A 20,895-nucleotide genomic window follows, 5' to 3' on the forward strand; every position below is an offset into this window, starting at 1 on the left:
CCCACCCCTTATTTTCAGAAAACCGCGTCAACTGCGCGCTGTAGTCGCGCAACTGTGGCTGGAACATCGGCCAATTTATCCAGCCCGAACAAACCGATACGGAAGGTTGTGAAGGCTTCACCCTCCCCCACCTGCAACGGCACACCGGCCGCGATTTGCAAGCCTTCGTCGCGGAACTTGGACCCGTTCTGCACGCCCGGATCATCGGTATAGCACACCACAACGCCCGGTGCCGCAAAGCCGTCAGCCGCGACCGAGGCCACACCCTTGGCGGCAAACATCGCCCGCACGGCATTGCCCAGCTCCCACTGCGCGGCTTTTGCAGCGGCAAAGCCCATCGCTTCTGTCTCGCGGATCGCGGCCAGCAAACCGACCAGCGCATCCGTCGGCATCGTGGCATGATAGGCATGACCGCCACCTTCATAGGCCGCCATGATGCTGCGCCATTTTTTCAGATCCAGCGCAAAACTATCCGAAGTGGTCGCGGCCAGACGTTCCTCGGCCGCCGCTGACATCATCACCAAACCGGCAGAGGGGCTGGCCGACCAGCCTTTTTGCGGGGCCGAAATCAGCACATCCACACCCGTGGCCGCCATATCAACCCAGATACAACCGCTGGCGATACCATCCAGCACCATCAGCGCGCCGACCTCATGTGCCGCTGCGGCCATTTGGGTGATGTAATCATCGGGCAGGATCAGCCCGGCACTGGTTTCCACATGCGGGGCAAAGACGACATCGGGCTTGCCCTCACGGATGCGGGCAACGACTTCGGCAATCGGCGGCGGGGCATAGGGTGCGCGCGCGTCGTTTCCGGTCTGGCGCGCCATCACCACATCAACATCAGCGGCAAAATCGCCCGCCTCGAAAATCTGGCTCCAACGATAGGAAAACCAGCCGTTGCGCACGACCATCACCCGCGCGCCGCGCCCGAACTGACGGGCAACCGCCTCCATCGCGTAAGATCCGCCGCCCGGAACAATGGCCACCGCTTGGGCATTATACACCTCACGCAACAGCCCCGAGATATCGCGCATAACCCCTTGGAATTTAGCGGACATATGGTTCAATGAGCGATCGGTGAACACCACCGAAAATTCCTCCAGACCCTGCGGATCTACTGTCTGATGTGGCAATGACATGGTTTTCTCCTTACCCGTTTTCCCATTGATAGCCTTGCAGCACGCCAAGTTTCCAGCGAAATCCCGCAACCTGTCTTCCTTTTGGCAGGCAGCACCCTAGCCAAGCGGGCCCGGCCGTGCTTCTTCGGTCAAAAGCACGTTCGCCTCTACCTGCCCCACGCCCGGCAAAATCATGATCCGCCGCCGCAAGACCCGTTCAAAATCAGCGATGTCGCGCGCGACCACCCGCAGACGATAGTCAAACAACCCCAGAACATGCTGCACCACTTGCACCTCGGGAATGGCCGCAACCGCGCGTTCGAAATCCTCAAGCGAGATGCGGCCCTTGGTCGCCAGCTTCACGCCCAAAAACACCGTCACCCCAAAGCCAAGCGCCGGTCGGTCCACCTCGACCCGCCTGCCTGCGATAATCCCCGCCTCCTCCAGCCGTTTGATCCGCCGCCATGCCGCAGGCTGGCTTAGTCCCAAGCGGCGGCCAAGTTCGCCGGCGCTGGTGGTCGCATCGCGCGACAGGCTGCGCAGCAAGGCACGGTCAATATCGTCAAGATCAATCATAGCGGCAGCGCGCTTTCATTTTTGATTGTGGCAATCAACATCAACGCCTCAATATCAGCGATATGCGGCAGGGTCAGAATACGGCTGCGGTAAATTTCCTGATATTGCGCCATGTCGCGGGCGATCACATTCAGCCGCACATCCACGCGCCCCAAAAAGGTTTCAATCCCAATAACCTCCGGCACATCGCGGGCGGCGGCCAGAAATTCATCGAAGGCGCGCGGCTCGGTTTTATCAAGGCTAAAGCGCAGGGATACCTCCACCTCATAGCCCAAGGCCCGCCAGTTGATAACCGCCGCAGGGGCCGCGATCAGCCCTGCGGCCTGCATCCGCTCCAACCGCCGCCAACATGTTGCCGCTGTTACGCCCGCCCGCTCGGCGATCTGCGCATTGGGCAAGGCGGCATCGGCCAGCAAATGTCGCAAGATACGGCGGTCGGTATCGTCGATCTGCATGATTATTCCATAATTGTCATTATAACGCATGATCTTTTGCATATAATCCAAATAACGTCAATATTTGCACGGCGTATATCCGGAAAACCCTTATTCTGCCCCTATCAAAGGCGTCAGCCTGCAACCCGAAAGGAATTATCATGCGCGTTTATTATGACCGTGATTGCGACATCAACCTGATCAAAGACAAGAAAGTCGCGATCCTCGGCTACGGTTCGCAAGGCCACGCCCATGCGCTGAACCTGCGCGACAGCGGCGCAAAGAACCTTGTCGTTGCGTTGCGCGAAGGCTCCCCCTCGGCCAAGAAAGCCGAAGGCGAAGGCCTGAAAGTTATGGGCATCGCAGAGGCCGCCGCTTGGTGTGACCTGATCATGTTCACCATGCCCGACGAGCTGCAGGCAGATACCTACAAGAAATACGTCCATGACAACCTGAAAGAAGGCGCTGCAATTGCCTTTGCACACGGTCTGAACGTGCATTTCGGCCTGATCGAGACAAAGCCCGGCGTTGACGTGATCATGATGGCGCCAAAAGGCCCCGGCCACACCGTGCGCGGCGAATATACCAAAGGCGGCGGCGTGCCTTGCCTTGTGGCCGTGCATCAGGACGCAACCGGCAAAGCGATGGAGCTGGGCCTGTCCTATTGCTCCGGCATCGGTGGCGGGCGTTCCGGCATCATTGAAACCAACTTCCGTCAGGAATGCGAAACCGACCTCTTTGGTGAGCAAGCCGTTTTGTGCGGTGGCCTTGTCGAGTTGATCCGCATGGGCTTCGAAACACTGGTCGAGGCCGGATATGAGCCTGAGATGGCCTATTTCGAATGCCTGCACGAAGTGAAACTGATCGTGGACCTGATCTATGAAGGCGGTATCGCCAACATGAACTACTCCATCTCCAACACGGCTGAATACGGTGAATATGTTTCCGGTCCGCGCATTCTACCTTACGCAGAAACCAAAGCCCGCATGAAAGAGGTTCTGACCGACATTCAGAACGGCAAATTCGTACGGGACTTCATGCTTGAAAACGCTGTTGGCCAGCCTTCGTTCAAGGCGACCCGCCGCATTAACGACGAGCACCAGATCGAAAAAGTCGGCGCAACCCTGCGCGCGATGATGCCTTGGATCTCCAAAGGCAAGATGGTTGATAAAGAACGAAACTAAGCGACCATACATCGAAACATCAGGGGGCCACATTGGCCCCCTTTTGCATTTCTCCACCGTCATCACGCCAAGAGATTAACGAAGGTTAACAAAAATCTTGACCTAGTTCCCTGTTTGTTCTAACCTGAGGGCCTCAAAGAAGGAGGCTCCCGATGGAAAGTACCACCTTTGCCCTTCCGGCCACCGCCCGCCAAGTCGCATATGCCCGCGCATTGGCGCTGCGAAACCAGACCCTTCTGCCTTGGGCCACCCAGCAAGACCGGCGCAGCCTAAGCGCTTGGATCGATGCGCAGGCAAAACTCACCCCCTTGATGCAAGACGCGCGGCCCAGCTCCAAACAAGTGGCCTTTGCCGAGCGGCTGGCGCGGATCAAACGGCGCGCCGTCCCGGATGAGTGCTTTCGCGATAAGGGGCTGATGTCAAAATGGATCAACGGCAATAAATAAGGGCCGCCCTTGCGAAAAAGGCGGCCCCCAAACGTGTTACGCGTTGTTCGTGATCAGATCACGCCCATCATCCGCATCGCCTCGGCCACGCGCACAAAGCCCGCGATATTGGCGCCCATCACATAGTTGCCCGGCTCGCCATATTCATCGGCGGTCTCATAGCATGTGTCGTGAATGTCGCGCATGATGGTGGCCAGACGCGTTTCCGTCTGCGCAAAGCTCCAGCTGTCGCGGCTGGCGTTTTGCTGCATCTCCAGCGCCGAGGTTGCAACACCCCCCGCATTCGCAGCCTTGCCAGGCGCAAACATCACGCCCGCATCCTGAAACACCTTTACCGCATCCGGGGTGGTCGGCATATTCGCGCCCTCCCCCACAGCAATCACACCATTCGCGACCAGCTTGCGGGCATTTTTGCCCGACAGCTCGTTCTGGGTGGCCGAGGGCATGGCCACATCACAAGGCACATCCCAGATAGAGCCCTTGTCAGCCGCAATGAAGCTTGCACCCGCACCTTTGCGCTTCACATAATCCGAGATCCGCCCGCGGCGCACCTCCTTGATATCTTGCAACAGCGCCAAATCGATGCCATTTTCATCAATGACATAACCGCTTGAATCCGAACAGGCGATAACCTTGCCACCAAAAGATTGTACCTTTTCAATCGTATAGATCGCCACGTTGCCAGAACCGGAGACCACGACTTTCTTGCCGTCAAAATCGGTTCCGGTCTTTTGCAGCATCGCCTGCGTGAAATAGGTATTGCCGTATCCAGTCGCCTCTGTCCGCGCCCGAGAGCCGCCATAGGCCAGCGCCTTGCCGGTCAACACGCCTGCCTCATAGCGGTTGGTCAAACGCTTGTACTGGCCGAACAGATAGCCGATTTCGCGGCCACCAACGCCAATATCGCCGGCCGGAACATCCGTATATTCACCGATATGGCGGAACATTTCCGTCATCATCGATTGGCAAAACCGCATGATCTCGGCATCAGACTTGCCTTTGGGGTCAAAGTCGGACCCGCCCTTGCCGCCACCGATCGGCATCCCCGTCAGCGCGTTCTTAAACGTCTGCTCAAAGCCCAGAAACTTGATGATGCCCACATTCACCGAAGGGTGGAACCGCATCCCGCCCTTGTAAGGTCCCAGCGCCGAATTGAACTGCACCCGAAAGCCCCGGTTGATCTGGACCTGCCCCTTGTCATCAACCCATGGAATCCGAAAGATGATCTGGCGCTCCGGCTCACAGATCCGCTCGATCAGGGCAAGCTCAAGGTAATGCGGGTGCTTGGCCACCACACGACCGAGGCTCTCCAGCACTTCGCGCACCGCTTGGTGAAACTCTGCCTCGCCGGCGTTGCGGCGGATAACCTCGGCAAGGAGAGGCTGTAGCTTTTCATCGATATTGTTCATGCAGATGCCTTCGCGTAATTTTTTAGCCAAAGTATAATTTTTAGGCTGGCCGCGCATCCTTCGCGCAAATTAACACTCTTGAAAAGAGGTTTCTTCCCAAATTAACGCGACAAAAGCATCATTCCGTCGCAAATTGCATCGCTTTCCACAATGCAAGCGCTTGCGCCGTCTGGGCCACATCATGCACTCGCAGGATCTGAACCCCCATGGCCGCCCCGTGCAACGCCACCGCGACAGAGCCCGGCATACGGTCACGGGCCTCGGTGGCACCCCCAATCGCGCCGATGAATTTTTTGCGCGAGGCCCCCAAAAGCACCGGCAACCCCAGCCCGTGCAGCACCGACAGGTGCCGCAGCAGGTCAAGATTATGCGCCTGGGTTTTGGCAAAGCCGATCCCCGGATCGACGATCAACTGCCCCACCCCGCGTGATCGCGCAAACGCCACACGCTCTGCCAGATGGTCCATCACCTCGGCCACAACATCCGCATAGGTCGGGTTGTCTTGCATCGTCGCAGGGTCGTCTTTGGAATGCATCAGGCAGGCCGGAACGCCCCGTTCAGCCACCAGATCCGCCATTTCGGGATCATAGCGAAAGGCCGTCACGTCATTGACGATATCAGCCCCCGCATCCAGGGCCGCCTCGGCCACGGCGGCCTTGCGGGTGTCAATGCTGATCGGCTTGGTGATACCTGCGTCGCGCAGCCCGCGAATGGCAGGGGCGACACGGGCGATCTCTTCGGCCACGGACACCGTCTGCGCCCCCGGTCGGGTGCTTTCACCGCCGATGTCCAGAATATCCGCCGCATCCATCAACCGCGCACGCGCCACCGCCTGCTGTACCGAGGCCAGATCGCCCCCGTCGGAAAAGCTGTCAGGCGTGACGTTCAAAATGCCCATGATACGGGGACAATCCATTGATAGGCCACAGATCGGCGCTGGCAAGCGCGAGAGATCATCAGAGGCATCCCCCTCAAAGCGCACGAAACGGCTGCCCGCCAGAGGGACCGCAGTATCGGGGGGCGACAGAACCGGCTGCGGGAAGCGCCAGCGCATCAATCCAGCGCCCGCACGGGAACAGTTGCTAGTGGCACCGCAGCGCCCGCCACCAACAGCTCCACCGCCTGCATCTGTTCCGACAGCCAGACGGCCAGCGCAAGCGCATCCCCTTGCGGCGGCGGCACCGCATCAGCCACCATCCGCGCCGGTGCCCAAAGGCTGATCTGCTCGTTGCGCAGCGCCCAATCCAGCTCTGTCCGCGTGGCGACGACGAAACAGCGCGCGTCCTGCCCTGCGACAGCCCAAGCCGCCTGCTCCATCGCCAAAAGGTCTATCCGGCGTTGCGCCTGCGCATCGGGCGAAGACGGGCGCGCATAACCCTCATCCGCCACGACAAGGATAAGCGGTGCCCCCGCAGCCGCCGCTATCACATCCGCCAAACGGTCCGGCGCGGCAAGATATCCCACCACGTGACGCGGCGCAGCACTGGCTTGGGGCACATCCGCCGCCTTGGAGCGCACGATTTCCACGCCCAGATCATAGGGACCACGGTCCACCTTTTCGATCCGCACAAAAGCGCGCAGGGCTTGGGGTTCGGCCAGAATACGAAGCGCTACCCGTTCGGCCAAGGTTTCAAGCAGGTTGATGCGTTCGGCCTGCAGCTCATGCGTCACGGCCTCGGTCAAACGGTCATAGGAGAGGATCAGATCGACATCATCATCCAAGGGCTGCGGCACAGGGGCCACCTCAACCACGATATTGAAGCGGACTTTTTGCAGCAGGCCACGTTCTTGGGCGAAGGCCCCGATTTCGACCTCAACCACATAATCGCGCACGGAAATACGGTCCAGCGGGTCGGCACCGGCCATTGCCGCAGCGCGCTGCTCGGGATGGGCGAAAGCAGTAGAGGTATCAACGGTCATGGCCACTCCGCAAGGATCAAACTTGCGATTGGCTTAACACGTCAAACCGGACCGGGCCAAGCCCGTTCAGGACGGCTGGCGGTAAAACAGATGGCTGCCGATTTTTGCGGTTTTGGGAAAGACACGCGCCCAACGGGGAAAGATGTTGGTGGTATGGAAATGGGTCGCCCCACCGGTCAGCGCACGTGGCGCCCCGTCGATCATTGCGCGTGCAATCTTGGCGACGCGGGCATAGGCACGTTTTTCCTTGATCGTATCCGGACGGCCATCACAAATATAGGAGAACTGGCAGCCATTGCGACGCTCGGCACCCTGCTGTACCACACCGCAAACCGAATTGGGGTAACGCTGGCTGTCGACCCGGTTCAAGATCACCTCGGCCACAGCGAACTGACCCTTGATGGTTTCACCGCGTGCCTCGAAATAAAGGGCTTGTGCAAGACAGGCGAATTGCTCTCCGCCAGTTGCCTTTGGCTGGCCGGAAACCCAGGCGCCGTCATATTTCACCCGCAGCGGCGCCTCTTTGGGGCGCATGGCAATAAGCATATCTTCGGGAATGTTGTTCAGGGCGCGCTGCTCTGCCCCGATCAAAGAGCCAAGCTGCTGGGTCGGGTTGTTCGACCGGCTGACCGATGTTTCGGCCGTTGCCGTACCCGCCAGTGCCAAAACCAAAGCGGCACTGCCCAACCATTTTAATCGCACATTCATCTGTTCCGTCCCGGTAACCATTTCACCAATTCAAGCAGCGCCGGATCAGCGGCCCCTAAGCTCAATCTGGCCACTGCATAGCCCAAAAAAAACCGCGAGTCTATGCCTTGCGGCATTAATGCAACAGTAGTTAATTTGACCGCAACCATAAGGAGGGTAGGAGCAAATTTAACTCTTTGTTTAGGTTGTCTTTTTGCGATCCTTATCCAAAAGTGCCAGATGCGCCGCCGCCAGCCGCGCCAAGGGCACCCGGTAGGATGAGCAGGAGACATAATCAAAGCCAGCCTTGCGACAGAAGGCTATTGATTCGGGGTTGCCGCCATGTTCTCCGCAAATCGACAGCGTCAGGTTTGCGCGGGTCTGACGACCACGTTCGGCACCGATCAACAACAGCTCCCCCACCCCGTCGACGTCCAGAATGTGGAATGGGTCCTCAGGGTACACACCTTGCTGCACATAGGTGTTCATGAAGCGCCCCGCATCATCGCGCGACAACCCGTAGGTCATCTGCGTAAGGTCGTTGGTGCCAAAGGACAGGAAGGCGGCATGCTGGGCGATTTCACCGGCACGCAGGGCCGCGCGCGGGGTTTCCACCATCACACCCAGCTTGAAGTCGAATTCCGCCCGTGTCGCCGTGCGCACCTTTGCCGCCACCGCATCAATGCGGGTCTTGACCAGCTCCACCTCGCGCGAGGCCGAGACCAGCGGGATCATGATCTCCGGCACGATAGAGCCGCCGCGGCGCGCGACCTCTACCACGGCCTCAAAGATCGCTTGGGCCTGCATGTCATAGATTTCCGGCAGCACAATCCCAAGGCGCACACCGCGCATGCCCAGCATCGGGTTGAACTCGGTCAAGGCCTCGGCACGCCGCGTCACCTCTGACAGCGGGCGGTCCAATGCCTCGGCCAATTCGCGCAAACCGTCACGCGAATGGGGCAGAAATTCATGCAAGGGTGGATCGAACAATCGGATGCAAACCGGCAAACCCTGCATAATTTCAAATAGTTGCACAAAGTCATCGCGCTGCATCGGTAACAGCCGCGCAAGGGCCGTCGCACGGTCATCGGGGGTATCGGCAAAGATCATCTCGCGCATGGCGACCAGGCGCGCTTCCTCAAAGAACATATGTTCCGTCCGGCACAACCCAATGCCCTGCGCTTCAAAGTTGCGGGCAGTTTGGGCGTCGGCAGGCGTATCGGCATTGGCACGGATACCGATATCGCGCACATCATCGGCCCATGACAGCAACATCCGGAAGGCATCATCCAGCGCGGGCGGCAACATTTCCACCTCACCCGCCAACACTTGCCCGGTCGTGCCGTCGATCGTGATCAGATCCCCCTCAACCAGCTTGCGCCCGGATTTGGACAGCAGAACCAGCGCCTTCACATCCAGACTTAGGTCCGAGGCCCCCACAACACAGGGCAGGCCAAGCCCACGACCGATCACAGCGGCGTGGCTGGTCATGCCGCCGCGCTCGGTCAAAACGCCAACCGCCGAATGCATACCGCGAATATCCTCAGGCGCGGTTTCGCGCCGCACAAGGATGCAAGGCTCCCCCCGCGAGGCGCTGGCCTGGGCCGCGGCCGAGGTGAACACGATCCGTCCCGTGGCGGCCCCCGGACTGGCCGCAATGCCGCGCCCGATCACATCCCGCGTCCCGCGCGGATCGACTTGCGGGTGCAACAATTCCGACAAGGCGCGGGGTTCGACGCGCAGCAAGGCTTCCTCGCGGGTGATGATGCCATCATTCGCAAGGTCCACCGCAATGCGCAAACCGGCGCGACTGGAACGCGGCACACGGACGGCATCAATCACCGCCAAATGGCTGTCGTTGATGGTAAATTCCAGTTGCATCTCTTCGCGCAGCTTAGCACGGCAGGCCGCCCCTTGGCGGGCGAGGCTGGCAAACAACTCTGGCGCCAACTCCTCTAGCGAGGGGCCGCGCGGATCGCGGGTCAGGTACAGCGCATCCTCGCGTTTTTCCGCGATGTCGCTGGATTGGGCCTGCCCCAAAAAGCGCCCCGTGACCTGTTCAAGCCCGGTGACCGGATCAATAAACTGTATAACGCCGCTGCCCGAAATCCCCTGCCCCAGACCTTGCGCCATCTCCTGCACTACAAGCCCCAATGCAGCCTCCTCGGGGGCGCCCTTGGACTGGCGCAGCAACCGTGCCGAGGTACCGGCCCAAGCCCGCGACATCGACCGCAAGACCTCGGCCAACTGGCGCGCGGGATCTTCGGGGAAAGGCTCATCCATCTCGTCGCGGTAGGCGCGCAAGGCATCGCGCAGTGCCTGCGCCGAGGGTTCGGCAATTTCAAACATATCGGGATCAAGGCGGGCGACATGCACCGCATAGCCCTGCACAAACCGCAGATAAAGCGCATCAGCTGCCGCCTGCCCATGTGTTTTGACCAAGACAGCATGGCGCGCGGCATTCATCCCGATGTTGAGCACCGTCGACGGCCCGCCCCATTCCGGATTTTGCGGGCTTGGCCGCACTGAAACCAGTGGGTTTTCCCCGAAACATTCCAACACGCCCTTGCAATCAAGGCTGCGCCCCGCTGCAATCGCTTGAATCGTCGTGGCAGGCAAGGCCACCGTACGCGGCACAGGCATATCCAGCCGCAACAGACGCTGCAGGCATTTCGCCCGCCAGCCATGGGCCGTCGCCGCAATTTCAGCCGATGGGGTGATTTCCACAAAATCGGTGATCGGTTCGAGTTTCTGCACTGCGGCACCCTTTTCTTTTTCTGGCGCAGCATACGCGGATCAATGGGTCACGCAAGCATTTCGGTTGGCTGCAAAACCTTTGCGCTATTTCGGGCCCCGCGTTCGCTGCAACAAAAGGCTGATACGCGGTTGCGTGCCGGTTTCCGGACGAGAGCGCGATCGCAGCACCGGGCTATTTTTGGAAACCTTGCCCTTGCTTTCACGCAGCACGATATAGACGCCGCTGGACATGATAACCCCGGCCCCCACCAGTGTCAGGCTGTCTGGCGACTCGCTGAAGATCACATAGCCAAAGATTGTGGCCCAGATCATCTGGCTGTATTGCATGGGTGCGACGATCACCGCCTCGGCCGATTTATAGGCGGCGATGACAAACAGGCTGGCCACAAAGGCACAGGCGGCGATGACGGCGACCATGCCCAGATGTTCTATCGGCATCGGTTCATAAACAAAGGGCAGTACCGCGCCCAAGACCAGAAAATTCGCAACCATCGGAAACATCAGCAACACGACCGAGCGTTCGTCATTCCCGATCTTGCGCACAATCACCGAGGAAAGCGACGAACATACCGCCGCCGCCAGCGCCGCCGCGTGGCCAAGGCCAAGCGAGCTGCCGGTGGGGCGCAGCACGATCATCACACCGGCAAGCCCCACAACAATGGCCATGCCCCGCCGGATGCCGACTTTTTCTCCCAAAATCGGGATCGCCAGCAGGGTGATCAGCAAGGGGGCGGCGAACAAAATTGCATAGGTCTGCGTCAACGGCAGCACCGAGAACGCATAGAACGCCGAGATGCCGGTTATCATCGTAGAACAAGTGCGCAACAAGCTCCACCATGGGTGGCGCGGGCGCAGGTTGCCATCATTACGGTCCCCGATCAGCATCAATGCCACCAAGGGAAAGCCAAGCAGAACAGAGAAGAACACAATCTGCACCGGCGAATAATGCGCGCCAAGAAACTTTACGAACACATCATGCGTTGAGTAAATCGCAAAGGCGGCCAGCGCCATCAAGGCTCCGCGCAGGTTAGATGTCATAGCAGGCACCCTTAATTCCGGTCAGGTCAGCTCCACTATGGTTCTGCCTGTGTTAGCGCTAATACGCAAGTCGGCAGCTTACCGCATTTTCCAAGCTTGCAAGATATAGGCCGCTGTCATCAAGTCCAGATGCGCCCCGCCGCCGTTCTTGGCGATGGTGATTTCATCGTCGGACCGGCGGGTATAGATGCCCTTGCCCAGATCATAGAAATCAGCGGCGATATGCCCTTCAGAGATCGCGCCGCTGGCGATAGGGATCATCAGTTCTCCGATATGGTGGAGGGTGGTGGCGCGGGCATCGACGAACAGCCGCGCCCGTGTCAGCGCGCGGTCGTCAACCTCGCGCATGTCCGGCCGAAACGCCCCGATCAGGTCCAGATGCTGGCCCGGTTGCAGCCATTCCCCCATGATCAGCGGCTCTTTGGACATGGTGGCGGTGCAAATGATATCGGCCTGTGCCACCGCGCCTGCAAGATCGGTGACGGCGGTGATGCCATGCGCATCGGCAAAGGCCTTGGCCGATACCGGATTGCGCGCCCAGACGGAAAACTCCGCCCCCGTAAAACTGCTGGAATAAGCCTGGATCATCGAAGCGGCCACCGTTCCGGCCCCCACCAGCAAGATCTTGCGGCTGTCCTTGCGCGCCAGTTTTTTGGCGGCAAGCAAGCTGTCGCCAGCGGTTTTCCATTTGGTCACAAGGTGGAAATCCACCAGCGCCTCCAACTCCCCCGTCTGATCACCGTAAAGCGTGACAGAGCCGTTGATCGTAGCCTTACCATGCGCGCCATTGCCCGGAAAAATCGTGGCGCATTTCACCAATTGCCCCAAACCGTCAATCCATGCGGCACGGTTCAAAAGCGTATCTGCCCCGCGATAGAGGAAGCTATCGCCGACCTCAGCCTGTGGCAGGCGGTGGCCGGCCTCCAGCGCATCCGTCAGCGCGTGCCAGTCCAACAGGCTTTCTGCCTCGGCAGGGACGATTTCGATGCTCATGGCATGGCCTCCTTATCGGTCAGTAATTGTGCCGCAACCAAGCGGTCCGCCCAGCCTTGCGGGTGGGTAAAATGATGGGTCTGCCAACCGCGCGCGGCGGCGGCCTCGATATTTTCCAGCCGGTCATCGGTAAAGAGCAACCCTTCGGGGGCAATGCCGCAATCGGCCTCTAGCATCTGGTAAATGACAGGCGCGGGCTTTGTCACCCCCATACGGGCGGAAACATAGGCGCGATCAAACTCGGCCAAGAAATCATATTGAGTTTGGGCATAGGCAAAGGTGTCATCGCCAAAATTCGTCAGCGCAAAGACTGGCACCCCCTTGGCCCGCAAGCGTCGCAACAAGGTGATGGAATGCTCGATGCGCGGCGCGGCCAGCTTGGCCCAACGGTCATGCCACCAGCGGATCTCGTCCTCCCACATGGGATGCTGGGCGGCTGTCGCGTAAACCGTTTCGCGGAACGGGGCGCCTGCATCGATACGCTCGTTCATCGCGTGCAAGTCCACCGCGTCAAACAGGGCCTCACGCCGCGCTTCCCCCAGAACAGCGTCGTAATAACGCTCGGGTTGCCACTCGATCAGCACATTGCCGATATCGAAAACCACCGCCTCGGGTGTTTGCATCTTACGCCTCCGGGTCACCGCCTAGGGCCGTAGATCGCAGGTTTCCGGGCACGGATGCAAGGGGGGGCGTATCGGGATGGGCGCGGGTTTCACGCAAGACGGTATAAAGCCCCGCACCGCAAATCAACGCAATCCCCCCCCAAGCCACCGGATCAGGCCATTCGCCAAAGACCACAACGCCAAAGACAATCGCCAGCGGCATCGAGACATATTCAAACGGCGCCACCACCGCCGCCTCACAAGAGCGGTACGCATGCGTAATCAACAGCGCCCCCACAACCGAGGCACAGCCGATCAACCCGAGGATCGGCATATCCGCCAGATCCGGCCACTCCCACGCGCGGGTCAGGAAGGCCAGCGAGGCATTTGCCTCACTCGCAAAGGCACCGCCGCCAAGTATCAGGCCGCTGATTGCGCAGATGCCGATAAAGGTAAGCTGGATATAAAGCGTCAAGGTCACCGCACTTTCGGTCGTCCCCAGACGGCGGGTCAGCATATGCAGCATCGCATAGCAAAAGGCAGCAAATAGCGGCAGCAACATCGCGGGGTGGAATATCCCCGCCCCCGGCCGCAACATCACGATCACGCCCAAAAGCCCGACCCCGACCGCCGCCCACCGGCGCGGACCTACCTTTTCGCCCAGCATCGGCACCGAGAGTGCGGTGATCAGCAACGGCGCGATGAAGAACAGCGCCACGGCCTCGGCCATCGGCATCACCGCCAGCCCAAGGAAAAAGCACAAGTTGGAGGTCACGACGAAACTGCCGCGCACCAGATGCATCCCCAAACGGCGGGTGCGAAAGGCCGCCAGCCCCCCGCGTGACGGCAGCACAATTGCCAGCATCAGCGCCATCCCGATCAGGGACCGGATCAACACAATCTGATGCAAGGCATAGCCCCCGCTCAGAAACTTGACCGAGGCGTCATTGATCGAAAAAAAGCAAGAGGCCCCCATCGCGCTGGCAATGCCAAGCAACAGGATGCGGCGGTCGGGTGTGGTGCTTGCATATGTCATGCCGACACTAGGCCGGTCCGCCTGCGACCTGTCTATCCCGGTTGCGACACTATCCGCGTTTTGCCGCCTGAACGACCCGCTCCAGCGCATCCAAAAACCGCGAGCGATCCGCCTTGGAAAAGGGTTTGCCGCCGCCTTGGCGAAAGGGGTCAGCGCTGCGCAGATCCTGCATCAGGTCTCGGGTCGCCAGAACCTGCCCGATATTGCGCAGGTGCAACTCTTCGCCATTGTGTTTGAGGACTTTCGCACCCCCCTGCACACAACGATCCGCAAGCGGGATGTCGCCCGTGATCACCACATCCCCCGCGCCTGCATTATCCGCGATCCACATATCCGCCTCATCCGGCCCGTCAGACACAAAAACACTGTCAACCAATGGGTTGGCCGAAGGCCGGATACCACCGTTGGACACCAGCACCATGCGGATACCGTGACGTGTGGCGACCTTTTCGGCTTCGGCCTTGACGGGACAGGCATCGGCATCAATATAAATTACGGTCATTGGGCGTTACGCATAAAGCGCCTCAGCGTGGAAGTTGATGTGATCTTCCATAAAGGTCGACACAAAGTAATAGCTGTGATCATAGCCCTTTTGCATCCGGAAAATCATGTTCTGGCGTGCGCTGGCGGCAGCCTCGGCCAAGGCCTCGGGGCGCAGCAATTCAAGGAACTGGTCAGAGCTGCCTTGATCAATCAGCATCGGCCCGTCAAAGCCACGCTTCTTCATCAAAAGGCAGGCGTCATGCGCGGCCCATTTCGCCTCATCCGCGCCAAGATAGGCGGTGAACTGCTTGCGGCCCCATTCGCTGGCACTGGGGTTGGCGATCGGGGCGAAGGCCGAGGCAGAGCGGAACCGCCCCGGAAAGGACATCGCAATCGTCAAGGCCCCATGCCCGCCCATCGAATGGCCCGTAATCGCCTGCCGCCCTTCGTCCAGCGGATAGGCGCTGAACAAACGATGGGGCAATTCCTCAGTGAGGTAATCCCACATACGGAAATTCGGCGCCCAAGGTCCTTCGGTGGCGTTGACATAAAAGCCCGCGCCCTGCCCCAGATCATAGGCCTCATCATCGGCGATATCGGCGCCGCGCGGGCTGGTATCGGGGAAAATCAGGGCAAGGCCTTGCTGTGCAGCCCATGCCTGCGCGCCCGCCTTTTCCATCGCGTTCTGATGCGTGCAGGTCAGGCCCGACAGATACCAGACCACCGGAACCGGCTCATGCTCGGCCTCTTCGGGCAGGAAAAGGCCGAATGTCATGTCGCAACCGCAGGCCTCGGATGCATGGCTATAGACGCCCTGAACGCCACCAAAAGCGCGATTTTCTGAAATGGTTTTCATGTCTTTCCCTTCAGCCCATCACAAGGGCCATCACGATCGTAACGGTCAGAATACTGACCACTGTTGAAATCAGGATCGAGGCGGAAACACGCTGTGGTGCCACCCCGAAATGCTGTGCTAGAATGTAGACATTGCCCGCAACAGGCAAGGCCGCCGCCGCAATCATTACGCCTGCGGCTTCTGGGTCGACGTGAAAAATGGCAAGTGCCGCAAAAGCCACCGCCGCCGGATGCAGCACCAGCTTGCAAAACGAAAGCCAGCCCGCCACGGCAAGCCGCTCGGCCGATTTGCCAGCCAGCGACGCGCCAATCGCAAAAAGTGCACACGGCGTCGCAGCCCCACCCAGTAAGGCCATGAAATCATTAGCAGGTTCGGGTACCGCTACCCCTGTGGTAGACCAGCACAGCCCCAAAGCCATCGAGACGATCATCGGATTTTTCAGCAGGCCAATTGCCAGAACCTTGATCATCCCAAAGCTCATCCCGCCCTGCCGCATACCCGTGATGATCAATGTAATAACGGTCGAAAAAACGATCAGATCAATCGCCAGCACCATCAGCACCGGCCCCACGGCCTGCGGCCCCATCAAGACCACCAACATCGGTACACCCAAAAATCCGGTATTTCCGATCACCGCGCATTGCGCCTCAACCGCCGCCTCCTCGATCGAGACCTTGCGCCAGCGCGCCACGCCAAAGGCCAGCGCATAGACCACGGTGCAGCCCAGCAAATAGGCCGCCACAAAACGCGTGTCCCAAACCTCGGCCAGTGACAGGTTGGCCGCGAACCGAAACAGCATCGCAGACAGAGCAAAGTAGAACACGAACTTCGTCAGCCAAGCCGTTGCTTCCGGTGTAAAAAACCGAATGCGCGCCGCCCAATAGCCAAGTCCGATCAGCGCGAAAAAGGGGAGAGTTTTGAGGAGGATGGGCAGCATCAATCACGGCTTTCACAACGGGCTGCCCTTAGGTTCCATGCCCCCACAAAAGATGCAAGCCAAGACCTCGGTTTCTTTTTGCCCAGAACGATCCGGCCATGTTAACCGAGGATCGATGCGAAACGCCCCAAACCAAAACGTCGTTGGGGTCATTTCGGGCAATCGCCTTAAAATTACGCGGAATCGATTGCGGTAGAGGCGGAAGATGCTCGCCCGAAGCTTACTTCTTTTTAACACCGCCCGTGTCGTTCTGTATTGACCGAATTGTTGGCTTGCCGGAAGGCGGCGGGGCGGGGGCAGTCGTTTTCTTATCAGACATCATCATTATCCTAGCTGAAAGTTAGTACCAACCATGCCGGAACTTGGCAGCACGCGAAAATCAAAGCTAAACGCAAGTTGCCTCTCGCCTCCTCAATAACGCGTTCGTTCTTGTCGAAAAATTTATCGGCGTCCGCAGCAAAACGTAACAATAAATCTTTATGCGGCATTGCTCGGTCGGCGTAATAAATTGCCGTCGCAGGGTTCAGATCAAAGGTGCATTCTTTCCAATTCATGAACGCTTTTACGGCAAAAGTGATCGACAAGGCGAAACACGAAATCACCAACCAGCCGGCAACCCCGATTCCAAGAAACGAATGCGCCAGATCCGCGCCGGGTATCAAAAATTTCGTGCCCGCGATCGACGAAAAAACCGACGCAATCAACCCCGAAATTGCGGCGGCAAAGGAGGCCTGTCCTCGAAAGAATTGGAGATCGGCTTTTTGCGACCTCAGCTGGCCATAGGCCAGCTCATATGCAATTCGTTCGTTTTCACCCATCCACGACGCCCATAAACTCGCGCCATTCGCCCTTGCTCATGCCAGAGGTTTCTTGGGTGACGGCGTCGCCCTTTAGCATCCGGCGCACGCAATCAATCGCTTTGCCGCTCAGCGTGGCGCCGCCCATGCGGTAATCCTCAAACGCGGCAAAGGCGATAGGGACCCAATCGGCAACGACCTTACAGATCGCGTCAGCATAGACACGGATCTCATATTGGGCATGGGCATCGGCGCGCAAACGCAAGAAGTGGAAGAGGTTGTGCAGATCGACCTTCCAATACCATTGCGTGTAAATATTGGCGGGAAGGTTCATGCGGGCCAGTTCGCGCGCAAGCCCTTGCTGACCCTCTTGCGACAGCATGGATTCGTAGTGGTCATAGGCGGTGTTCGCATCGCGCTTGAGCATCTCCAGCACGCGCGCGGCTTCTTCGCCGGACAGAACCTCACCGCGGCCCTGGTTGTTGACCACAGATTGCGCGGCAAGCTGTTCGGGCGCGGGGATATAAAACTCACGGTCCAGAATCGAATAACGGGCGGAATATTCGTTCACATTCGCGGTGCGGTGACGGATCCACTGGCGGGCGACAAAGACGGGCAGTTTGACGTGGAGCTTGATCTCGCACATCTCGAACGGGGTAGAGTGCCAATGCCGCATCAAATAGCGGATCAGCCCCTCGTCATTGGACACATGTTTGGTCCCTGCCCCATAAGACACACGCGCCGCCTGCACGATGGCGGCATCATCGCCCATATAGTCGATGACGCGGACAAACCCGTGATCGAGCACCTCATGCGCATGGTAAAGATGCGCCTCCATCCCTTCGGAAACGGCGCGAAGGGTGGGTTTTGGGTTGGCGCGCTGCGCCTCGATTTCGGCACGCTGGTCGGGGGAAAGGGGCATGGCAGGCCTCGTCTATGATAGGGTTAGCGTCACATATATGTGGCTTGAGCAAAAGGCAAACAGCGTTTACCACCTTCACTTGTGGACGCCTATCGCGGCAAACGCGACACTTAGCGCAGACAAGAAGAACACCCCAGGGTTGCGCGTCCTTTTTGCACCAGCCCGCACGCCTAACTCGCCCTGTGATTGACAAAAACCGTATCCGGCAGGCATTGTTTCCGCAAAACAACCAATCGAGTGGTGCAATGAACATCAATATACTGGCGTCTTGTACGCTTGCGTTGGGCCTTATGGGCTGTAGTGGAAACTCCCTGAACAACCCTTTGATTTTCCCTGAAGAAATAACCCCGGGCGAGCCCACCGACGAGGGCGACGGCACGGCGATCACCGCAAGCAGCCCGGTCGTCGTACCTGATGATCTGGCCTTCAATCTGGCGAATGCAAAGATTATTCGCGGCACCGGCGGCGATCCAGACACGCTATTGGTGAACATCTCCGCACTGGATGCCACCCCGATTGAGGCCACATGGCAACGGCGCCCTGCGCTTGACATCCCCGGATATCAAGCCTTTGCGGTACAAGAAGACGCGCTTGACCGCCTGTTCATCGGGCTTGCGGCAACCAGCGCGGATGGCTCTGCCAGTGCAGTTCTGGCGGGGGATGGGGGCCAGTTCGGCAGCTATTTCTCTGGTACGAAATACGACCGCGAGGGGGCTTACACCCCACCCGACGCAACCGCCGAAGGCCCCGGCCGCGGGCAGGTGTCCTATACCGGGAAATATGCAGGCCTGCTGAACGGTGGCGGCGCGGGGGATGACCTTCTGCCCATCCCTGCCGGGCGCCCCGCAGCCCCTTCCGAGGCGCCCACACAGGCAACGCAGATCACCGGCGATGTCTTTGTGAACGCCAATTTTGCGGATGATGTGGTCAACGGTATCGTCAAGAACCGCAATGCGATCGACCTCGACATCACCTCGGACGTGGGCAGCGCAAATCACAACGACGGGACCGGTGTCCGGATGGAAGATCTGAACATGGTACCGACAGCGATTTTGGCAAATGGCACATTTGGGGCGGACCTTGAACGCGGGCCCATCAAAAAGGTCGTTGGCACCTATGGCGGCGCATTTGGCGGCACGGACGCATCCAGCATCGCCGGCGGGGTTCATGTCACCGATGTATACAATGGTGCCGGTGAAAAGATCGAGAATGCCCTGGAACGCGGCGTCTTTGTGCTGGATCAATGCGGGGTGACGGCATCGGGCGGGGATTGCATTGGCACCGCGCCATAAGATCATCGCCCCCCGGCTTTTGGCAGGATTGGTGGCGGCCTCCCTTTTGGCCGCCCCGGTTGCCAATGCGCAAGCGCCCGCGGGCTATACAAGCGTGCCGCCCGATGAGGCGCGCGTCTTGGGGCTTGAGGCGATCCGCCTCGGGCGGCCCGAGATTGCCGCAGAGATTGCAACCAGCCTGCTGGCACAGGATAAAACCGACAGCTTCGCGCATTTCCTAATGGCCAACAGCCTGATGCGTATGGGCCAGGGAAAAATGGCTGAGCGGGCCACGAAACAATCCTACCGCTATGCCAAAACGCCCGAGCAGGCGTATCAATCGGCCCATCTCGCCGCCAATCTTGCCTTTCAGCGCGGTGCCCTGACCACGGCGCAATGGTGGCTTCGTCAATCGGCCGAGGCAGCCCCTGATGCGGGGCGCAAAAATACCTCCATCGCGCAGTTTCGTGCCGTCAAAGCCCGCAACCCGTGGCGCGTGAAGCTGGCGTTTTCGCTGCGCCCCTCGGACAATGTGAATAGTGGCAGTACGGGGCAGTATAACATCATCAACGGCCTGCCCTTGGTTGGCAGCCTAAGCGCGGATGCGCAGGCGGTGAAGGGGCTTGTCGCCGAGGCGGCGATCAACATGGGGTATCGTTTGCGGCAAAGCGCAACCAGCGAGACGGTTCTGGGGGCTGAAATATCAACAAGGCGGGTCCATCTGGGCAAGGCCGAGAAGGCACGGCTGGGCGGTGATCCGGGCTTCGGGTCCGACCGGTTGGCGCTATCCTTGCGGGAGGACTGGCAGCCGCAGGGCAGCAAGCACCGCTTTAGCGTGACGGGTACCGTGGGGCGGCAATCCTATCAAAGCGGCAATGACTACGGGTTCTATGGCGCGACCCTTGGGCATCGGACCGCAATCTCGGCCAACAGCCTGATCGACAGCGCCGTTGAGGCCGAACAGCGCGAGGGCCAAGACGCCCGGCGTGGCGACCGCAGCTTTGCCCTTCGCAGCACGCTTATCCACCAACGCGGCAATGACGACCTGATCATGGCAACCCTTTTGGCAAGCCGCTTTGATACCGCCGTTCAGGGACGATCAGGCACCATGCTTGGCGCACAGCTTGGCTACACTTTGGCAAAAGCGCTTGGGCCCGTCAGCATCGCCGGCACATTGGGGTTTCAAAAGGCGCAATTTGATGGCTACACCATTGCCGCAATCGAAGTGCCGGGCGGGCGGAGCGATAAGACCGGCTATGCCCAGCTTCAACTTCAAGTGAATGACATCAGCTATGCGGGCTTTACCCCTCAGTTGCGCTTGCGCCATCAGCGCACAACCTCCAATGTCAGCAGGTTCGAAGTAAGGGAAACCTCGGTCACTTTAGGACTGGTTTCCAAGTTTTAGCCGATTGCGGACGGGGTCGTC

At 59.4% G+C, this 20,895-nt stretch carries 21 protein-coding genes; 4 read left to right on the forward strand and 17 right to left on the reverse strand.

Going from position 1 to position 20,895, the window contains the following annotated elements:
• Nucleotides 1–14: 14 nt before the first annotated feature.
• The 3 genes from EOK75_RS14415 to EOK75_RS14425 all read right to left on the reverse strand — a co-directional run bounded on the left by EOK75_RS14415 (nucleotide 15) and on the right by EOK75_RS14425 (nucleotide 2,152).
• Nucleotides 15–1,142, reverse strand: a complete 1,128-nt coding sequence (locus EOK75_RS14415; RefSeq protein ID WP_137194794.1) for an aminotransferase class V-fold PLP-dependent enzyme — start codon at nucleotides 1,140–1,142, stop codon at nucleotides 15–17.
• Nucleotides 1,143–1,238: 96 nt separating this feature from the next.
• A complete protein-coding gene (locus EOK75_RS14420) occupies nucleotides 1,239–1,697 on the reverse strand; it encodes an Lrp/AsnC family transcriptional regulator (protein WP_050527359.1) in 459 nt (152 codons plus the stop codon).
• Complete coding sequence (locus EOK75_RS14425; protein ID WP_137194795.1) at nucleotides 1,694–2,152, reverse strand: Lrp/AsnC family transcriptional regulator; 459 nt, start codon at nucleotides 2,150–2,152, stop codon at nucleotides 1,694–1,696. The genes EOK75_RS14420 and EOK75_RS14425 overlap by 4 nt, the downstream gene beginning before the upstream one ends.
• A 140-nt stretch (nucleotides 2,153–2,292) precedes the next feature.
• Between EOK75_RS14425 and ilvC the strand changes: the two genes are divergently transcribed.
• Both ilvC and EOK75_RS14435 read left to right on the forward strand, forming a co-directional pair.
• Nucleotides 2,293–3,315 carry a ketol-acid reductoisomerase gene (gene ilvC / locus EOK75_RS14430; protein WP_137194796.1) on the forward strand — a complete coding sequence of 341 codons (1,023 nt, stop codon included), beginning with the start codon at nucleotides 2,293–2,295 and terminating at the stop codon, nucleotides 3,313–3,315.
• A gap of 152 nt (nucleotides 3,316–3,467) precedes the next feature.
• Nucleotides 3,468–3,761 (forward strand): hypothetical protein, encoded by a 294-nt coding sequence (locus tag EOK75_RS14435; RefSeq protein WP_137194797.1) that lies wholly within the window; start codon nucleotides 3,468–3,470, stop codon nucleotides 3,759–3,761.
• 53 nt (nucleotides 3,762–3,814) lie between these two features.
• On the opposite strand, the gene gdhA is transcribed toward EOK75_RS14435, so the two are convergent.
• From gdhA to thyX, 14 genes are all read right to left on the reverse strand, one after another.
• A complete protein-coding gene (gene gdhA / locus EOK75_RS14440; protein ID WP_137194798.1) occupies nucleotides 3,815–5,170 on the reverse strand; it encodes an NADP-specific glutamate dehydrogenase in 1,356 nt (451 codons plus the stop codon).
• Between the two features lie 118 nt (nucleotides 5,171–5,288).
• Nucleotides 5,289–6,224: a dihydropteroate synthase gene (folP, locus tag EOK75_RS14445; RefSeq protein WP_137194799.1), complete on the reverse strand. Its 936-nt coding sequence runs from the start codon at nucleotides 6,222–6,224 to the stop codon at nucleotides 5,289–5,291.
• Entirely contained in the window at nucleotides 6,224–7,090 is an 867-nt protein-coding gene (locus EOK75_RS14450; RefSeq protein WP_137194800.1) for a dihydroneopterin aldolase, read from the reverse strand. The genes folP and EOK75_RS14450 overlap by 1 nt, the downstream gene beginning before the upstream one ends.
• Nucleotides 7,091–7,156: 66 nt before the next feature.
• Nucleotides 7,157–7,798 (reverse strand): cell wall hydrolase, encoded by a 642-nt coding sequence (locus tag EOK75_RS14455; protein ID WP_137194801.1) that lies wholly within the window; start codon nucleotides 7,796–7,798, stop codon nucleotides 7,157–7,159.
• Between the two features lie 180 nt (nucleotides 7,799–7,978).
• Entirely contained in the window at nucleotides 7,979–10,534 is a 2,556-nt protein-coding gene (locus EOK75_RS14460) for a putative PEP-binding protein (RefSeq protein ID WP_137194802.1), read from the reverse strand.
• Nucleotides 10,535–10,618: 84 nt separating this feature from the next.
• Nucleotides 10,619–11,572: a DMT family transporter gene (locus tag EOK75_RS14465; protein WP_137194803.1), complete on the reverse strand. Its 954-nt coding sequence runs from the start codon at nucleotides 11,570–11,572 to the stop codon at nucleotides 10,619–10,621.
• A gap of 78 nt (nucleotides 11,573–11,650) precedes the next feature.
• Complete coding sequence (locus EOK75_RS14470) at nucleotides 11,651–12,565, reverse strand: ornithine cyclodeaminase family protein (protein WP_137194804.1); 915 nt, start codon at nucleotides 12,563–12,565, stop codon at nucleotides 11,651–11,653.
• Nucleotides 12,562–13,188, reverse strand: a complete 627-nt coding sequence (locus EOK75_RS14475; RefSeq protein ID WP_137194805.1) for an HAD family hydrolase — start codon at nucleotides 13,186–13,188, stop codon at nucleotides 12,562–12,564. Before EOK75_RS14475 ends, EOK75_RS14470 begins: the two co-directional genes overlap by 4 nt.
• 1 nt (nucleotide 13,189) lies before the next feature.
• Nucleotides 13,190–14,203, reverse strand: a complete 1,014-nt coding sequence (locus tag EOK75_RS14480) for a DMT family transporter (RefSeq protein WP_137194806.1) — start codon at nucleotides 14,201–14,203, stop codon at nucleotides 13,190–13,192.
• A 49-nt stretch (nucleotides 14,204–14,252) separates the two neighbouring features.
• Nucleotides 14,253–14,705: a YaiI/YqxD family protein gene (locus EOK75_RS14485; protein WP_137194807.1), complete on the reverse strand. Its 453-nt coding sequence runs from the start codon at nucleotides 14,703–14,705 to the stop codon at nucleotides 14,253–14,255.
• A gap of 6 nt (nucleotides 14,706–14,711) precedes the next feature.
• Complete coding sequence (gene fghA, locus EOK75_RS14490; RefSeq protein ID WP_137194808.1) at nucleotides 14,712–15,542, reverse strand: S-formylglutathione hydrolase; 831 nt, start codon at nucleotides 15,540–15,542, stop codon at nucleotides 14,712–14,714.
• Between the two features lie 10 nt (nucleotides 15,543–15,552).
• Nucleotides 15,553–16,479 carry an AEC family transporter gene (locus EOK75_RS14495; protein WP_137195796.1) on the reverse strand — a complete coding sequence of 309 codons (927 nt, stop codon included), beginning with the start codon at nucleotides 16,477–16,479 and terminating at the stop codon, nucleotides 15,553–15,555.
• A gap of 329 nt (nucleotides 16,480–16,808) precedes the next feature.
• On the reverse strand, nucleotides 16,809–17,297 hold the full coding sequence (locus EOK75_RS14500; protein WP_137194809.1) for a hypothetical protein: 489 nt from the start codon (nucleotides 17,295–17,297) through the stop codon (nucleotides 16,809–16,811).
• A complete protein-coding gene (gene thyX / locus EOK75_RS14505) occupies nucleotides 17,290–18,198 on the reverse strand; it encodes an FAD-dependent thymidylate synthase (protein ID WP_137194810.1) in 909 nt (302 codons plus the stop codon). The genes EOK75_RS14500 and thyX overlap by 8 nt, the downstream gene beginning before the upstream one ends.
• A gap of 245 nt (nucleotides 18,199–18,443) precedes the next feature.
• On the opposite strand from thyX, the gene EOK75_RS14510 reads away from it, so the two are divergent.
• Both EOK75_RS14510 and EOK75_RS14515 read left to right on the forward strand, forming a co-directional pair.
• Nucleotides 18,444–19,490, forward strand: coding sequence for a thymidylate synthase (locus EOK75_RS14510; RefSeq protein ID WP_137194811.1), 1,047 nt, complete (start codon nucleotides 18,444–18,446; stop codon nucleotides 19,488–19,490).
• The gene (locus tag EOK75_RS14515) at nucleotides 19,474–20,874 is read left to right on the forward strand and encodes a surface lipoprotein assembly modifier (RefSeq protein WP_137194812.1); all 1,401 of its coding nucleotides are present in this window, start codon (nucleotides 19,474–19,476) and stop codon (nucleotides 20,872–20,874) included. Before EOK75_RS14510 ends, EOK75_RS14515 begins: the two co-directional genes overlap by 17 nt.
• Nucleotides 20,875–20,895 lie beyond the last annotated feature (21 nt).

Origin of the sequence: Pseudorhodobacter turbinis (assembly GCF_005234135.1) — a bacterium.
GTDB classification, from domain to species: domain Bacteria; phylum Pseudomonadota; class Alphaproteobacteria; order Rhodobacterales; family Rhodobacteraceae; genus Pseudorhodobacter; species Pseudorhodobacter turbinis.

What these genes read in the sequence shown, in the direction of transcription:
- EOK75_RS14425 (WP_137194795.1), bottom strand. Translation starts at nt 2,152, where the DNA reads ATGCAGATCGACGATACCGACCGCCGTATCTTGCGACATTTGCTGGCC.
- gdhA (WP_137194798.1), bottom strand. Translation starts at nt 5,170, where the DNA reads ATGAACAATATCGATGAAAAGCTACAGCCTCTCCTTGCCGAGGTTATC.
- EOK75_RS14475 (WP_137194805.1), bottom strand. Translation starts at nt 13,188, where the DNA reads ATGCAAACACCCGAGGCGGTGGTTTTCGATATCGGCAATGTGCTGATC.
- EOK75_RS14455 (WP_137194801.1), bottom strand. Translation starts at nt 7,798, where the DNA reads ATGAATGTGCGATTAAAATGGTTGGGCAGTGCCGCTTTGGTTTTGGCA.
- EOK75_RS14485 (WP_137194807.1), bottom strand. Translation starts at nt 14,705, where the DNA reads ATGACCGTAATTTATATTGATGCCGATGCCTGTCCCGTCAAGGCCGAA.
- folP (WP_137194799.1), bottom strand. Translation starts at nt 6,224, where the DNA reads ATGCGCTGGCGCTTCCCGCAGCCGGTTCTGTCGCCCCCCGATACTGCG.
- ilvC (WP_137194796.1), top strand. Translation starts at nt 2,293, where the DNA reads ATGCGCGTTTATTATGACCGTGATTGCGACATCAACCTGATCAAAGAC.
- EOK75_RS14510 (WP_137194811.1), top strand. Translation starts at nt 18,444, where the DNA reads ATGAACATCAATATACTGGCGTCTTGTACGCTTGCGTTGGGCCTTATG.
- thyX (WP_137194810.1), bottom strand. Translation starts at nt 18,198, where the DNA reads ATGCCCCTTTCCCCCGACCAGCGTGCCGAAATCGAGGCGCAGCGCGCC.
- EOK75_RS14495 (WP_137195796.1), bottom strand. Translation starts at nt 16,479, where the DNA reads ATGCTGCCCATCCTCCTCAAAACTCTCCCCTTTTTCGCGCTGATCGGA.
- EOK75_RS14500 (WP_137194809.1), bottom strand. Translation starts at nt 17,297, where the DNA reads ATGGGTGAAAACGAACGAATTGCATATGAGCTGGCCTATGGCCAGCTG.
- EOK75_RS14415 (WP_137194794.1), bottom strand. Translation starts at nt 1,142, where the DNA reads ATGTCATTGCCACATCAGACAGTAGATCCGCAGGGTCTGGAGGAATTT.
- EOK75_RS14480 (WP_137194806.1), bottom strand. Translation starts at nt 14,203, where the DNA reads ATGACATATGCAAGCACCACACCCGACCGCCGCATCCTGTTGCTTGGC.
- EOK75_RS14465 (WP_137194803.1), bottom strand. Translation starts at nt 11,572, where the DNA reads ATGACATCTAACCTGCGCGGAGCCTTGATGGCGCTGGCCGCCTTTGCG.
- EOK75_RS14470 (WP_137194804.1), bottom strand. Translation starts at nt 12,565, where the DNA reads ATGAGCATCGAAATCGTCCCTGCCGAGGCAGAAAGCCTGTTGGACTGG.
- EOK75_RS14450 (WP_137194800.1), bottom strand. Translation starts at nt 7,090, where the DNA reads ATGACCGTTGATACCTCTACTGCTTTCGCCCATCCCGAGCAGCGCGCT.
- EOK75_RS14435 (WP_137194797.1), top strand. Translation starts at nt 3,468, where the DNA reads ATGGAAAGTACCACCTTTGCCCTTCCGGCCACCGCCCGCCAAGTCGCA.
- EOK75_RS14420 (WP_050527359.1), bottom strand. Translation starts at nt 1,697, where the DNA reads ATGATTGATCTTGACGATATTGACCGTGCCTTGCTGCGCAGCCTGTCG.
- fghA (WP_137194808.1), bottom strand. Translation starts at nt 15,542, where the DNA reads ATGAAAACCATTTCAGAAAATCGCGCTTTTGGTGGCGTTCAGGGCGTC.